This is a genomic window from Amycolatopsis pigmentata, from assembly GCF_042684065.1.
In the GTDB taxonomy this organism is placed as follows: Bacteria; Actinomycetota; Actinomycetes; order Mycobacteriales; family Pseudonocardiaceae; genus Amycolatopsis_E; species Amycolatopsis_E pigmentata.
On the sequence record NZ_JBHUKR010000021.1, the window covers coordinates 365,126 to 377,828 of the forward strand.

Here is a 12,703-nt window from a genome sequence, read left to right on the forward strand (position 1 = left end):
TTCAGGGCCGCAAGCCGCGGGCATCGATGTGGCCGAACGGGCTGTCCTCGGCCAGCAACCGGTCGACATAGTCGCGTGCGTCCGGCCGGAGAGGCCCGCCCTCGCGCAGAAGCGTGGCGACGCGGTCGAAGTGTTCGGTGTGCCCGCGCGCCCGCCTGCGCGCGTAGTCGGCGGCCGAATCCTTCGTCACCATGAAGGCCCAGTCGCTCGACAACGCCAGCATCGCCTCGCTCACCGCCAGCTCCCGCACCGTTTTCGATGAAGCAAGGGCTGTTTGCTGCGGACTATTCGTAGTAAACGCCCCTTGCTCCGAAACGAGAGCGAGGAGGCGTTGCTGGAGGGAGGTGTTGGCCTCGACCATGTCGGCCACCTTCTCGCCGTCCCAGACGCGCCAGTCCTTGCCGGAGCCCCACGAGGAGGCGGGGACGTCGGCGGGCGCGCCGAGGTGACCGGCTTCGAGCGCGCCACGCAAGGTGGTGACCCGGACGCCGGCCTCCGGCAGGGCGCGCAGGATGCCCTCCAGCCAGGCCGGGCCCTCGTGCCACCAATGGCCGAAGAGTTCGGTGTCGTAGGCGGCCACGACGAGGGATTCCCGCCCGTGCCGGGCTCGAAGCGACCGCAACCGGGTCACCACGGTGTCCACGAAGTCCTTGACATGCAGGCGAAGCGTGTCCGCCGCGAGCGAAGGTTCGTAGGGAGCCTTGTCGGGCGGGGCCACCTTGCGGCCGGTGACCCGTGACGGTTTGAGGCCGACCTCGTGGTCCCAGGTGTGAAAATCGCGGTAACTGGCGTGCCCGGGGTAGCCGTCCTTCGGCGACCAGACGCGGTAGGTGACTTCGAGGTCCCGCCCGAAGCACACGACGTCGGAAGAGCCGACGGTGCGCGCGGCGGAGGTGTCGCCGTGCAACGACGGGCCGTCGACGAGAAACCGCCGCACGCCGGCCGCGGCGTAACCGTCCTCCATCCCCGGTGCGTAACCACATTCCGGCGCCCAGATGCCCTCGGGCCGGTGACCGGTCCGCAGCGCGGTGTCCTCCAGTCCGGTGTGCAGCGCGAACGAGCGGATCCTCGGATCCAGCAGCGGCTGGAAGGGGTGGGTCAGCGGGCCGCCGAGCAGTTCGACCACCGACGCGTCGACAAGGGGCCGCAGCACCGGTGAGAACCCGTGCCGCCATCGGGTCTCGAACTCTTCGGTCGCGCGGATCGCGGCCCGGTGTTCGGCCGCGGCCAGTTCGCGCAACACCGGGTCCGTGCGCCACAACGTGCTCGCGTGCAGGGCGCGGACCTGCCAGTGTCCGAGCCAGTCGTGGAACGAGCGCAGGCAGTACGGGTCGTCGAGCTGGGCGGCCAGCACAGGCGTCACGCCGAGCGTGAGCACGTCCCGCCTGCCTTCGTCGGCGAAGCGGCGCAGCAGGTCCACCACCGGCAGATACGAATGCGCCCACGCCTGGTAAAGCCACTCTTCGCCGACAGGCCAGGAACCCTGGTGAGCCAGCCAGGGCAGATGACTGTGCAGGACAAGGCAGAACGTGCCCTCGTACTCGGACGGGGCCGTCACGGCGCCACCGCCACCGCGATGAGGTCGAGGCTGGCATCGAGGTGGTCACCGTGGATTTCGAAATCGTCGGCCACGATGCCCGCGACATCGGCGAGCAGCTCGGCCGGCCACGACGCCTGCCCCGGCAGCGAACCCATCACGACCTCCAGCTGGGCGTCGATGATCGAGCCACCGTAACGCTCGTCCAGCGCGCGCAGGCGCGGACCGTGGTGCAGGCCCTGCAGCGACTCGACGGCGAACCCCGCGTCCGTGACCAGTTCGTCCAGTTCGGACGGTGAGAGTTCCCTGGTGTGATAGGGATTCAACGGAGTCGGCGAGTCGGGGGTGAAGGTGAGCCGGTTGGGCGTGGTGATCACCGCCCGCCCGCCCGGCCGCAGCACCCGCAGGCACTCGGTGAGGAAACCGGCCTGGTCCCACAGGTGCTCGAGTACCTGGAAGCTCGCCACGACGTCCACAGTGGACGAAATGAGCGGCAGTCCGGCGAGGTTGCCCCGTAGCGTGCACAGTCGCGGATAACGCCGTGCCACGTGCTCGGTCGTCGCCTCGTCGTAGTCGAGGGCGAGGACACGGGTGGCGCCCTCGGCGATCAGATTCGCGCCATAGCCCTCACCACATCCCGCCTCCAGCACCGTCGCGCCCGCACACCGGGGCGCCAGTGCCAGGTACGCCGCTTCGTGGCGCCGGAACCAGTAGTTCTCCTCGGGAATACCGGGGACGGTCCGTTCGCCGGTCAGATGCAGCGCTTCGGATGAGGTGGTCACGCCGCTGACCTTAACCGGTGCCCGCACCGCGGATCGCGCGCCGTTGACCACAGCCGGGCCGGAGCCCGGACCTCGCGAACAGGGCTTACGGCCATTTCCTGAGGATTACCAGCCACGACGAAGCGTCGACGTGGAATTCGGGCACCGGGCTGCCGCCGCGAGCCATCGCGGAGCGGATCCGCCAGATTCCGCGGCCGAACCGGTTGACGTAGCCCAGGGCCTTCATCGCCCTGGCCAGCCCGGGATTGCGGTAGTCGGTGACGCGGTCGAAGTTGTCCGGGCGGACCTGGCCGTAGGGGCCGCCCGGGTTGGTCACCTCGATCCGGTCGTCGAACCAGGCGATCCGGACCGGTGCGAAGGAGTTCTCGTAGTCCCGGTGCATGATCGCGTTCATGCACGTTTCCCGCAGCGCCTCCGGCGGATAGTCGGGGACCTGCTCTTCGCGGAAGCCGTCGCTCTCGGCGAGTCGCGTGCGCAGGTGGCCGGCCAGCAGCGCGCTCAGCCGCGCGGCGGTGCCGACCACGTTGCCGCGCAACTCGTGCTGGTCCACCACCGGGGCGTCGAGGTCGACCCCCTGGTAACGGACGAACTGGAGGTACGCGCCGGGCACGTGGGCGCTGGGATCCTTGCCGACGGCGAGCACGCCAAGCCCGGTCGGCGTTCCGGCCGGCGTGGTCAGCCGCAGCCACGCGAGATCGGCCCCGACCGGCCGGTTGTCGTCCAGGGCCTCGGCGGCGGCGAAGGCGGGCAGGTAGGTGCCGCGAAAGAGATGGAGATCGAGATCGCTGTCGTCCGCCGTCAGTACGGGCCTGGCGTCGAAAGCGGCCTTCGTGAACCGCCCGGCCTCGGCGAGCAGGCGCTGGTCCGCGCTCGTCTCCTCGGACGGGGGCGTGATCGTGTGCACCGAACGGCTCCTTCCGCTAGTGCTAACGGCGCCACCCTATCGAGTGACCAAACACACGTCTGAGTGCCCGTCCTTGAACGCGCCCACCCGACCTTGTGGCCAGGGCTCTCGTTCGGTGTCTACGTCACGGTTTGCTGGTAGGGAGCCCTGCCCCCAAGATCGGGTACCTTCGGATGGCGCGTTCGGTACTCACCTGACCAGGCAATTCACGATTTGCAGACGGTCTCTTACACCGGAGCCACCGTGATGCTCAGGGCTCCCGGCCCGACGTGCGCGCCGATCACGGTGCTGGCCTCGACCACCATGATGTCCCGCACCCTGGGGACGTAGGTCTTCAACTCCTGGACCAGCTTCAACTCGCGCGGGCCCTTGAACCAGGAGGAGACGGCCAGATCGACTTGTCTGCCCCCGGCCTTCTTGATCGCCAGGTCGAGCAGTTTGCCCATCGCGCGGTGTTGACCCGGCACCCGCGAGAGCGGCTTGACTTCGCCGGAGGCCACGGTGAGCAGTGGTTTGATGGAAAACGCGGTGCCGAGCATGGCGGAGGCCGCGCCGATCCTGCCGCCGCGCCGCAGGTATTCGAGGGTGTCCACGAACAGTAGTTCGGAGCTGTTGGCGAACCGGTCGTGCGCGGCCTGGATGGTGCGGTCGACGCCGGCGCCCGCCTGCGCCGCCCGCGCGGCCGACAGTACGGCGTAGCCCAGGCTCATCCCCGTGGTCCGGCTGTCCAGGATGTAGACCGGGATCCGCACGCCCTGGGCCGCCTCCCGCGCGGAGTCGACCGTCTTGGACAGGCGTTCGGACAGATGCAGGCTGACGATCGCGGCCGCGCCCTCCATGACCGCGTCCTGGTAGGTCCAGAAGAAGGCGCCCGGGTCCGGGGGAGAGGTCGACACATGCTTCCCGGCTTTGAGGGAACCGGCGATCTCCCCGCGGTCCCACCGGTTCTCATCATCGATGCGGTCGTCCATGACGATCTGTACCTGGACGACCTTGACACCCCACTGACGGACGAGGTGATCGGGAATGGAGGCGGTCGAGTCGGTCACGACCGCAACATGGTTCGCCATGGCGTTCGAGGTTAGCCCGAAAGGCGCAACAGGCGCACCCCATCCCGGGCAGAACCTACCAGAAAGTAGATGATATTAGCTTCAGGAAACGGGACGATCGTCCCGGTAAGTCGGCGATCCAGGTGAATGCGGTCACCTCACCGAGCCGTCTTCGGCGAACTTCCCTACGCTACCGGCCAGTAGAGCTGGTTATCCGGGAGGTCGAAGGGGACCCATGACGAACATTGTTGTCCTGGTCAAGCAGGTGCCGGACACCTATTCGGAGCGCAAGCTGACCGACACCGACCACACGCTCGACCGCGAGTCCGCGGACGCCGTGCTCGACGAGATCAACGAGCGCGCCGTCGAGGAAGCGCTCAAGATCAAGGAAGCCGGCGAGGGCGAGGTCACGGTGATCTCGATGGGCCCCGCCCGCGTCACCGACGCCATCCGCAAGGCGCTGTCGATGGGCGCCGACAAGGCCATCCACGTCTCCGACGAGGCGCTCGCGGGCTCGGACCTGATCGCCACGGCCAAGGTTCTGGCCGCCGCCATCGGCAAGGTCGAAGGCTACGACCTGGTCATCGCGGGCAACGAGGCGTCCGACGGCCGCGGCGGTGCCGTGCCCGCGGTGGTGGCCGAACTGCTCGGCCTGCCGCAGCTCACCCACCTGCGTGAGCTCACGGTCGACGGCGGTGTGGTCAAGGGCGTGCGCGAGACCGACGACGGGCGTACTTCGCTGGAGGCGAACCTGCCCGCGCTGGTCAGCGTCAGCGAGAAGATCAACGAGCCGCGCTACCCGTCCTTCAAGGGCATCATGGCCGCGAAGAAGAAGCCGGTCGAGACGCTCACCATCGCCGACCTCGGCATCGACGCGTCGGAGGTCGGTCTCGGCAACGCCTGGTCGGCGGTGGACGAGGCCGCGCCCAAGCCGCCTCGCGAGGCCGGTCAGCGTGTCGAGGACGACGGTGACGGTGGCGTGAAGGCCGCCGAGTACCTGGTCGGCCAGAAGTTAATTTGAGCCGACCACCCTCGAACAGTGAGGCGCATGGTCAGGCGATCGGCAACGCGCCGTCCGAAGGTACCCGATCTCGGGGGCAGGGCTCCCCTCAGCGACGACGAGCGGTAGCCACCCAAGCGGAGCCCTGGCCACGAGATCGGGTGGGCGCGTTCAAAAAGACTCTGAGACTGAGGAGAATTTCAATGGCTGAGGTTCTGGTTCTCGTCGACCACATCGACGGCGAGCTGAAGAAGGTCACCGCCGAGTTGCTCACCGCCGCGCGCGAGCTGGGTGAGCCCTCCGCGGTCGTGGTCGGCGCGCCCGGCACGACGAGCAAGCTGAAGGAGTCGCTGGCCTCCTACGGCGCGGCGAAGGTCTACGTGGCCGAGTCCGAGGATGCCGCGGGTTACCTGGTGACTCCGAAGGTGGACGCGCTGGCCACGCTGGCGGAGCGCTCCGCGCCCGCCGCCGTGCTGGTCTCCGCGGGCGCCGAGGGCAAGGAGGTGTCCGGCCGCCTGGCCGTACGCCTGGGCGGCGGCCTGCTGGTGGACGTCGTGGGCGTGCACTCCGACGGTGGTGCGGACCACTCCGTCTTCGGTGGCGCCTACACGGTGAAGGCGCACTCCACCAAGGGAGTTCCGGTCATCTCGGTGCGGCCCGGTGCCGTCGAGGCGGTGGCCGCCGACGGTGCGGCGGCCGAGGAGACCGTGGAGCTTCCCGCGATCGACCCGGCGAAGTCGGCCAAGATCACCAGCGTCGAGCCCGTCGTCGGTGGCGAACGGCCCGAGCTCACCGAGGCTTCGGTCGTGGTGTCCGGTGGCCGCGGCGTCGGTTCGGCCGAGAAGTTCGAGGTCGTGGAGAAGCTGGCCGACTCGCTCGGCGCCGCTGTCGGCGCCTCGCGGGCGGCGGTCGACTCCGGCTACTACCCGGCCCAGTTCCAGGTCGGCCAGACCGGTAAGACGGTGTCCCCGCAGCTCTACATCGCGCTGGGCATTTCGGGTGCGATCCAGCACCGGGCCGGTATGCAGACCTCGAAGACGATCATCGCGGTGAACAAGGACCCGGAGGCGCCGATCTTCGACATCGCCGACTTCGGTGTGGTCGGCGACCTGTTCAAGGTCGCCCCCCAGCTCACCGAGGAGATCACCAAGCGCAAGGGCTGAATTCTCACGGCACGGTGAAAAGGGCGGTCCCTCCGGTTTCTTCCGGAGAGTCCGCCCTTTTCCGTTCACCAGGCATGCATTAAGTGGTCACCGGTTGGGCCTCCCGGGGGTCGCCCACGCTGGAGTACACCAGTAGTCATGACGCGGTCACAGGTACTGGTCAGCACCGATCCGGGTGGCACGCACGCGCCCCGGTACTCCCTTCTCGTCGCCTCCGACAGCGCGGAAGTCCTTGCCGCGCAACGGCTCCGGCATCTGGTGTTCGCCGAGGAGATGCACGCGAAACTGGATTCCCTTGTGGACGGTATCGACGCCGACCGGTTCGACGAGTACTGCGACCATCTCGTCGTGCGGGACGACAACACGGGCGAGATCGTCGGCACCTACCGGATGCTCCCGCCGGACCGCGCGGCCGCGGCGGGCGGGTTGTACGCCGACACCGAGTTCGACCTCACCGCGCTCGACGGACTGCGCGGATCGCTGGTGGAGACCGGCCGTTCGTGCGTGCATCCCGACCACCGCAGCGGTGCCGTGGTGAGCCTGGTGTGGGCCGGGCTGGCCCGCTACATGCTCCTCGCGGGTCACCGCTATCTCGGCGGTTGCGCGTCGGTACCGCTCGACGACGCGGGCATGTGCGCGGCCGGGGTCTGGGATCTCGTCCGTGCCAAGCACTACGCCCCCGAGAACCAGCGCGTTTCGCCCCGGCGTCCTTGGCACGCCGACGAAATCGCCCGCCCGGCCCGGCCCGTGCTGCCACCGCTGCTGAAGGGCTACACGCGGTTGGGCGCGAAGGTGTGCGGACCGCCCGCGCACGACCCCGATTTCGGTGTCGCCGACTTCTTCACGCTGCTCGACCTGCAGCATGTCGACGAGCGCTACCTGAAGTTCTTCCTCGGGATCCAGCTGTGACACGCCACGCTTGGATGCCGGTTTCGCCGTGTGGCGCGGCCTGCCTGAGCCCGGGGGCGCCCGCCGTCGGACGGCTCCGCCGTGTCCTGCGCGCCTGCGCGGCGGTCGGTGTGGTGCCGGCCGCCCTCGCCGTCCTCCCGGTCCTGCCGCTGCTGCGGGGCCGCGCCAGGGAAGCCTTGATACGACTGGTTTTCCGGAGTGTGCTGCGGGCCTTCGGCGTCCGGCTGGTGGTGCACGGCGGAGACGAGTTCGCCGCCGCGTCCGCCGGCCGCGGCGCGCTCGTGGTCAACAACCACATCTCGTGGCTGGACATCGTGGCGATCAACGCGGTGCGGCCGATGCGGGCGCTGGCCAAGCGCGAGATCGCGGAGTGGCCGGTGCTCGGCGGGCTGGTCGCGCGGGGCGGCAGCATCTTCCTGGACCGGGAAAGGCTTTCCACGCTTCCCGCGACGATGGCGGAGTTGACCGGCGCGCTGCGAGGCGGGTCCCTGGTGAGCGTCACGCCCGAGGGGACGACGTTCTGCGGCCGGGCCTCTGGCCGGTTCGCCACGGCCACCTTCCAGGCCGCCATCGACGGCGGTGTGCCGGTGCGCCCGATAGCCCTGCGCTACCGGCTCTCCGGCGGCCGGGAGACCACCGAGCCCGCCTTCATCGGCCCGGAGTCGCTGATCGAATCGGTGCGGCGGGTCATCCGGTTGCGCGGACTGGTGCTGGAGATGTTCGTGTGTGACGAGATCGCCCCGGGCCGCGCCGCGAACCGGCGGGAACTGGCGGACCTGGCGCAAGCGGCCGTGCACAGCGCGCTGGGCACGGATTCGCACTCCACCGCCCGGCCCACCGCGGAGCCGGTTCCGGCCGCGCTGGAGGTGGCTTGACCCCACCTCGACGGGCACGCTCGGCGTGACGGTTACGACGTCCTTCACACCGGGTGCGTCACAGCACGGTGGCCACGCGCGGGTGAACCCCGACGGTCTACTCTGGTAGAGAAATGACTTACCTCGACCACGCGGCGACCACCCCGATGTCGCCGGAGGCCATCGCGGCGATGAGCGAGGCGCTGTCCACCGTGGGCAACGCCTCGTCGCTGCATTCCTCCGGGCGCCGGGCGCGCCGGGTGGTCGAGGAGAGCCGCGAGGCCATCGCGGCCGCGCTGAATGCCCGGCCGTCCGAGGTAATTTTCACCGCGGGCGGGACGGAGAGCGACAATCTGGCCGTCAAGGGCATCTACTGGGCCCGCAAGAACGCCGATCCGGCGCGTCGCCGGATTCTGGCCAGCGGGGTGGAGCATCACGCCGTGCTCGACGCGGTGCAGTGGCTCGCCGCGCGCGCCGACGCGAGCGTGACCTGGCTCGACGTGGACGAGTACGGTCGCGTGCTGCCCGAGACCCTGCGGAAGGCGATCGAGCAGGACCCGGCCGACGTGGCGCTGGTGACCGTCATGTGGGCCAACAACGAGGTCGGCACGGTCAACCCGATGCCCGAACTGGCCGCGGTGTGCGCCGAACACGAAATCCCGCTGCACACCGACGCCGTGCAGGCGGTCGGCGCGGTCCCGATCGACTTCTCCGCCAGCGGCGTGAACGCGCTGACGCTCACCGGGCACAAACTCGGCGGCCCGTACGGGATCGGCGCGCTGTTGCTCGGCCGGGACACGCCGTGCGTCCCGCTGCTGCACGGCGGCGGGCAGGAGCGTGACGTCCGTTCCGGCACCCTCGACGTTCCCGCGATCCGCGCGTTCGCCACCGCGGTGGAAGCCGCGGTGGCGCACCCGCAGGACCGCATCCAGGCCTTGCGGGACGGGCTTGTCGAGGCCGTGCTGCGCGAGGTGCCCGACGCGATCCTCAACGGGGCTCCGCTCGGTGAAGGGCGCCTGCCCGGCAACGCGCATTTCACCTTTCCGGGGTGCGCGGGTGACAGCCTCCTGATGTTGCTCGACGCCAAGGGAATCGAGTGCTCCACCGGCTCGGCCTGCACGGCCGGGGTCGCCGAGCCGAGTCACGTGCTCCTCGCGATGGGCGCCGACGCCACTTCGGCGCGGTGCTCACTGCGGTTCTCCCTCGGCCATACGTCCACTCAGGACGATGTCGACGCGCTCGCGCGCGAGATCGGCGGTGTCGTCGCCCGGGCCCGGCAGGCCGGCCTGACCGGAATGCGGAAGACCCAGGAGGTGTGATGCGGGTACTCGCGGCGATGAGCGGGGGAGTGGACTCGGCGGTGGCAGCGGCACGCGCCGTGGAAGCCGGGCACGAGGTCATCGGGGTCCACCTCGCGCTGTCCGCCAAGCCCGGGACGTTGCGCACAGGAGCCCGCGGCTGCTGCACGATCGAGGATTCACGGGACGCGCGCAGGGCGGCGGACATTCTCGGGATTCCGTTCTACGTCTGGGATTTCGCCGAGCGGTTCACCGAGGAGGTCGTCGAGACCTTCGTCGGCGAGTACGCCGCGGGCCGCACCCCGAATCCGTGCGTCACGTGCAACGAGAAGATCAAGTTCGAGGCGCTGCTGGACAAGGCGATGGCCCTCGGCTTCGACGCGGTGGCCACCGGCCACTACGCTCGTCTATCCATTGTGGACGGTGTTCCGGAGCTTCGCCGTGCCGCCGACGAGGACAAGGATCAGTCCTATGTGCTCGCTTCGCTGACCTCGGAGCAGCTCGCGCACGCCCTGTTCCCGCTGGGTGATTCGCACAAGCCGGAGGTGCGCGCGGAGGCCGAGCGGCGTGGACTGGCCGTGGCGCGCAAGCCCGACAGCCACGACATCTGCTTCATTCCCGACGGCGACACCAAGAAGTTCCTGGAAAAGAAGCTGGGTGAACGTCCCGGCGAACTGGTCGACGCCGAGACCGGAGCCGTGCTCGGCCGGCATACCGGCGTGCACGGTTTCACCGTCGGGCAGCGCAAGGGCCTCGGCATCGAAGCGCCCGCGCCGGACGGGCGGCCGCGTTACGTGCTCTCGCTGGAGCCGGTGTCGGGCACGGTGAAGGTCGGTTCCGCCGACCGGCTCGCGGTCACCGAAATTCGCGGGGATCGCCCGATCTGGCCCGGGGAGCGTCCACCGGCGAGCCCGGCCGAATGCGTGGTTCAGGTCCGTGCGCACGGCGGCACCGCCGATGCCGTGGCCGAGACCGATTCCGCCGGGGTGCGCATCCGGTTGCGTGAGCCGCTGCGCGGCGTCGCGCCCGGGCAGGTCGTCGTGCTCTACCGTCCGGACCGGGGCGGGGACCTGGTGCTCGGCAGCGCCAAGATCGCCGCGACCGCCTGAGCGATTCGTCTTTCTCCGCGCCGCCGCGTGGGGATCACCTTTGATTTCCCGTCTTTCTCCGTGCTCGGAAGTCTGGCCTGTCTCTGGCTAGGATGCTAGCTTTCTAGGGTGGGCGACGAGGACGTGAAGCAGTTCAACGTGTACCTGCCGATCGGACTGATCAAGAAGGTGAAGCATCACGCCATCGAGGAGGGTCAGTCGCTCTCCGCGGTGGTCGCCGACGCGCTCCGCGCCTACCTCGGTGAGACCGGGGGCGCTCGCAAACTCGCTGAAGAAGAGGAGTGACATGACCACCCAAGGGATCGAGGCCGTTTTTCTGGAGACCCACAACTGGGGCAAGGCCGCGCAGTTCTTTCAGGCACTGGGTTTCGGGCTCGAATTCGAGACCGACCACAACTCCGGTCAACTCCGCAACGGTGATGGTCCGTCCGTGTTCATCGCCGAGATCCCCGAGGACCGGGAACCGGGGGCGCGGATCGTGCTGAAAGTAGCCGACGAGGAGACTTTCCGCCCCGATCCGGCCGTCGAGGTGGTCAGCCCGTTCGAGGACACGCATTACGGGACAAGGGAAATGACGGTCCGCGACCCGGACGGGAGGGTCTGGATTCTCCAGGCTCCGGGCAAGAGCTGATGACTGCCGAACGAGACGAGGTGCCGGACAGTACCGCGCTCCGGGTGGCGCTCTGGCGGGCGATGCACGTCCAGGTCGACGCGCCGCCACACGTGCTCCGAGACGACATCGGTCTCCGATTGGCCGACCCGGACGAGCGATGGCGTCACCGTCCGGACATGGACCCCGAAACCACCAGCGGGTTCCGGGCCGCCATCGTGGCCCGTGCTCGTTTCCTCGACGACCTGGTCCTCGATCGGGCCGCCCGCGGCGTCACCCAGTACGTCGTGCTCGGGGCCGGGCTGGACACCTTTGCCCAGCGGCACCCGGAACAGGCGGGCCTTCGGGTCTTCGAGGTCGATCAGCCCGGCCCCCAGGCCTGGAAGCGCCGACGCCTGATCGAACTCGGGTTCGGTGTGCCCGGCCGCCTGCGACTGGTGCCGGCCGATTTCGAGACGAGCGGGCAGTGGTGGGAACGGTTGTGCGCCGCCGGTTTCGATCCCGGCCTTCCGGCGGTGGTCTCGTCCACCGGCGTCGCCCCGTATCTCACGAAAAAGGCCACCGCGGAAACCTTGCGCGTCCTGGCCGGGCTCGCGCCGGGCTCGACGTTCGTGATGTCGTTCCTGCTGCCGATCGAGCTCGTCGACGCGGCCGACCGTCCGGGGCTGCTCGCGGCGGAGCAGGGCGCCCGCGCGGCGGGCACACCGTTCATCGGCTTCTCCACACCGGCCGAAATGCTGGAACTGGCCCGTCGAGCGGGTTTCGCCGACGTTCGCCATGTGCCGGGGACGGAACTGGCCGACCGTTATTTCGCCGGTCGCGCCGACGGTCTGCGCCCCTCGACGGGCGAGGACCTGCTACTGGTCACCACCTGACGCCGGTGGCGGCGCCGCCGCCAAGCCGTAGAGCAGGGGCAGGAAGATCTCGTCGACGATTTCACCGATCGTCTCCGGGGCCAGGACGGTGTTGTCGCACAAGGTCAGTTCGTTGCGAATCAGGTCGAGCGGCATCCGGGTGGCGCGTGCGGGTACGTCGACGGGCGGGAATTCGCCGCGTTCGACGGCGCGTGCCACCAGTTGCTGGATCGCGCCCGACAACGGGGATGCCTCGCGGAGTTGTTCACGCAGCGCCCCGGCGACCTCGGGATGCCGGAACGCCTCGCCCATCACCCCCGCGATCACCTCGCTGATCATGCCTTGCATCCGCGTCGCGACGAGGGTGAACAGGGCGATCAGGTCGGACCGGAGGTTGCCGGTGTCGGGCAGCTTCTGTGGTCTGGGCACGTGCTGCTGCCAGGCCGCGAGCATGAGCTTCGCGCGGTTCGGCCAGCGCCGGTAGATCACCGGCTTGCTGGTCGCCGCGCGGGCCGCGACGGCCTCGATCGTGAACGCGGAATAGCCGACCTCGGTCAACTCTTCCCACGCGGCGTCGAGAATCGCCCGTTCGAGTTCTTCTCCCCGGCGCCGTGTCTTGGGCTCCAAACCGTCC

At 69.2% G+C, this 12,703-nt stretch carries 14 protein-coding genes; 9 read left to right on the forward strand and 5 right to left on the reverse strand.

The features are described 5' to 3' along the window. Nucleotide 1 precedes the first annotated feature (1 nt). The 4 genes from ACFSXZ_RS32960 to ACFSXZ_RS32975 all read right to left on the reverse strand — a co-directional run bounded on the left by ACFSXZ_RS32960 (nucleotide 2) and on the right by ACFSXZ_RS32975 (nucleotide 4,293). A complete protein-coding gene (locus ACFSXZ_RS32960; RefSeq protein WP_378269579.1) occupies nucleotides 2–1,558 on the reverse strand; it encodes a 1,4-alpha-glucan branching protein domain-containing protein in 1,557 nt (518 codons plus the stop codon). Continuing rightward, nucleotides 1,555–2,319, reverse strand: a complete 765-nt coding sequence (locus tag ACFSXZ_RS32965; protein WP_378269581.1) for a class I SAM-dependent methyltransferase — start codon at nucleotides 2,317–2,319, stop codon at nucleotides 1,555–1,557. Before ACFSXZ_RS32965 ends, ACFSXZ_RS32960 begins: the two co-directional genes overlap by 4 nt. Before the next feature lie 85 nt (nucleotides 2,320–2,404). Further along, on the reverse strand, nucleotides 2,405–3,223 hold the full coding sequence (locus ACFSXZ_RS32970; protein ID WP_378269583.1) for an ATP-binding protein: 819 nt from the start codon (nucleotides 3,221–3,223) through the stop codon (nucleotides 2,405–2,407). A gap of 227 nt (nucleotides 3,224–3,450) precedes the next feature. Beyond that, nucleotides 3,451–4,293 carry a DegV family protein gene (locus ACFSXZ_RS32975; protein ID WP_378269585.1) on the reverse strand — a complete coding sequence of 281 codons (843 nt, stop codon included), beginning with the start codon at nucleotides 4,291–4,293 and terminating at the stop codon, nucleotides 3,451–3,453. A gap of 214 nt (nucleotides 4,294–4,507) precedes the next feature. Here ACFSXZ_RS32975 and ACFSXZ_RS32980 point away from each other — a divergent pair, with 214 nt between their 5' ends. From ACFSXZ_RS32980 to ACFSXZ_RS33020, 9 genes are all read left to right on the forward strand, one after another. Further along, nucleotides 4,508–5,293, forward strand: coding sequence for an electron transfer flavoprotein subunit beta/FixA family protein (locus ACFSXZ_RS32980; RefSeq protein ID WP_378269587.1), 786 nt, complete (start codon nucleotides 4,508–4,510; stop codon nucleotides 5,291–5,293). Between the two features lie 182 nt (nucleotides 5,294–5,475). Continuing rightward, nucleotides 5,476–6,435 carry an electron transfer flavoprotein subunit alpha/FixB family protein gene (locus ACFSXZ_RS32985; protein WP_378269588.1) on the forward strand — a complete coding sequence of 320 codons (960 nt, stop codon included), beginning with the start codon at nucleotides 5,476–5,478 and terminating at the stop codon, nucleotides 6,433–6,435. Nucleotides 6,436–6,573: 138 nt separating this feature from the next. Continuing rightward, a complete protein-coding gene (locus ACFSXZ_RS32990) occupies nucleotides 6,574–7,344 on the forward strand; it encodes a GNAT family N-acetyltransferase (RefSeq protein WP_378269590.1) in 771 nt (256 codons plus the stop codon). Nucleotides 7,345–7,358: 14 nt separating this feature from the next. Then, nucleotides 7,359–8,219 (forward strand): lysophospholipid acyltransferase family protein, encoded by an 861-nt coding sequence (locus ACFSXZ_RS32995; RefSeq protein WP_378270080.1) that lies wholly within the window; start codon nucleotides 7,359–7,361, stop codon nucleotides 8,217–8,219. A 113-nt stretch (nucleotides 8,220–8,332) separates the two neighbouring features. Further along, on the forward strand, nucleotides 8,333–9,517 hold the full coding sequence (locus ACFSXZ_RS33000; RefSeq protein ID WP_378269592.1) for a cysteine desulfurase family protein: 1,185 nt from the start codon (nucleotides 8,333–8,335) through the stop codon (nucleotides 9,515–9,517). Next, the gene (gene mnmA, locus ACFSXZ_RS33005) at nucleotides 9,517–10,605 is read left to right on the forward strand and encodes a tRNA 2-thiouridine(34) synthase MnmA (RefSeq protein WP_378269593.1); all 1,089 of its coding nucleotides are present in this window, start codon (nucleotides 9,517–9,519) and stop codon (nucleotides 10,603–10,605) included. The genes ACFSXZ_RS33000 and mnmA overlap by 1 nt, the downstream gene beginning before the upstream one ends. 108 nt (nucleotides 10,606–10,713) lie before the next feature. Then, the gene (locus tag ACFSXZ_RS33010) at nucleotides 10,714–10,890 is read left to right on the forward strand and encodes a ribbon-helix-helix protein, CopG family (protein WP_378269594.1); all 177 of its coding nucleotides are present in this window, start codon (nucleotides 10,714–10,716) and stop codon (nucleotides 10,888–10,890) included. Between the two features lies 1 nt (nucleotide 10,891). Further along, nucleotides 10,892–11,236 (forward strand): VOC family protein, encoded by a 345-nt coding sequence (locus tag ACFSXZ_RS33015; protein ID WP_378269596.1) that lies wholly within the window; start codon nucleotides 10,892–10,894, stop codon nucleotides 11,234–11,236. Further along, nucleotides 11,236–12,090 (forward strand): class I SAM-dependent methyltransferase, encoded by an 855-nt coding sequence (locus tag ACFSXZ_RS33020; protein ID WP_378269598.1) that lies wholly within the window; start codon nucleotides 11,236–11,238, stop codon nucleotides 12,088–12,090. Before ACFSXZ_RS33015 ends, ACFSXZ_RS33020 begins: the two co-directional genes overlap by 1 nt. On the opposite strand, the gene ACFSXZ_RS33025 is transcribed toward ACFSXZ_RS33020, so the two are convergent. After that, nucleotides 12,073–12,696, reverse strand: coding sequence for a TetR/AcrR family transcriptional regulator (locus ACFSXZ_RS33025; RefSeq protein ID WP_378269600.1), 624 nt, complete (start codon nucleotides 12,694–12,696; stop codon nucleotides 12,073–12,075). The two genes, ACFSXZ_RS33020 and ACFSXZ_RS33025, sit on opposite strands and share 18 nt — an antisense overlap. Between the last annotated feature and the right edge of the window lie 7 nt (nucleotides 12,697–12,703).

Bases quoted from the DNA above. Each gene is read 5' to 3' on its own strand.
- ACFSXZ_RS32975 (WP_378269585.1), bottom strand. From the start codon at position 4,293: ATGGCGAACCATGTTGCGGTCGTGACCGACTCGACCGCCTCCATTCCC.
- ACFSXZ_RS32980 (WP_378269587.1), top strand. From the start codon at position 4,508: ATGACGAACATTGTTGTCCTGGTCAAGCAGGTGCCGGACACCTATTCG.
- ACFSXZ_RS32985 (WP_378269588.1), top strand. From the start codon at position 5,476: ATGGCTGAGGTTCTGGTTCTCGTCGACCACATCGACGGCGAGCTGAAG.
- ACFSXZ_RS32990 (WP_378269590.1), top strand. From the start codon at position 6,574: ATGACGCGGTCACAGGTACTGGTCAGCACCGATCCGGGTGGCACGCAC.
- ACFSXZ_RS32995 (WP_378270080.1), top strand. From the start codon at position 7,359: ATGCCGGTTTCGCCGTGTGGCGCGGCCTGCCTGAGCCCGGGGGCGCCC.
- ACFSXZ_RS33000 (WP_378269592.1), top strand. From the start codon at position 8,333: ATGACTTACCTCGACCACGCGGCGACCACCCCGATGTCGCCGGAGGCC.
- mnmA (WP_378269593.1), top strand. From the start codon at position 9,517: ATGCGGGTACTCGCGGCGATGAGCGGGGGAGTGGACTCGGCGGTGGCA.
- ACFSXZ_RS33015 (WP_378269596.1), top strand. From the start codon at position 10,892: ATGACCACCCAAGGGATCGAGGCCGTTTTTCTGGAGACCCACAACTGG.
- ACFSXZ_RS33020 (WP_378269598.1), top strand. From the start codon at position 11,236: ATGACTGCCGAACGAGACGAGGTGCCGGACAGTACCGCGCTCCGGGTG.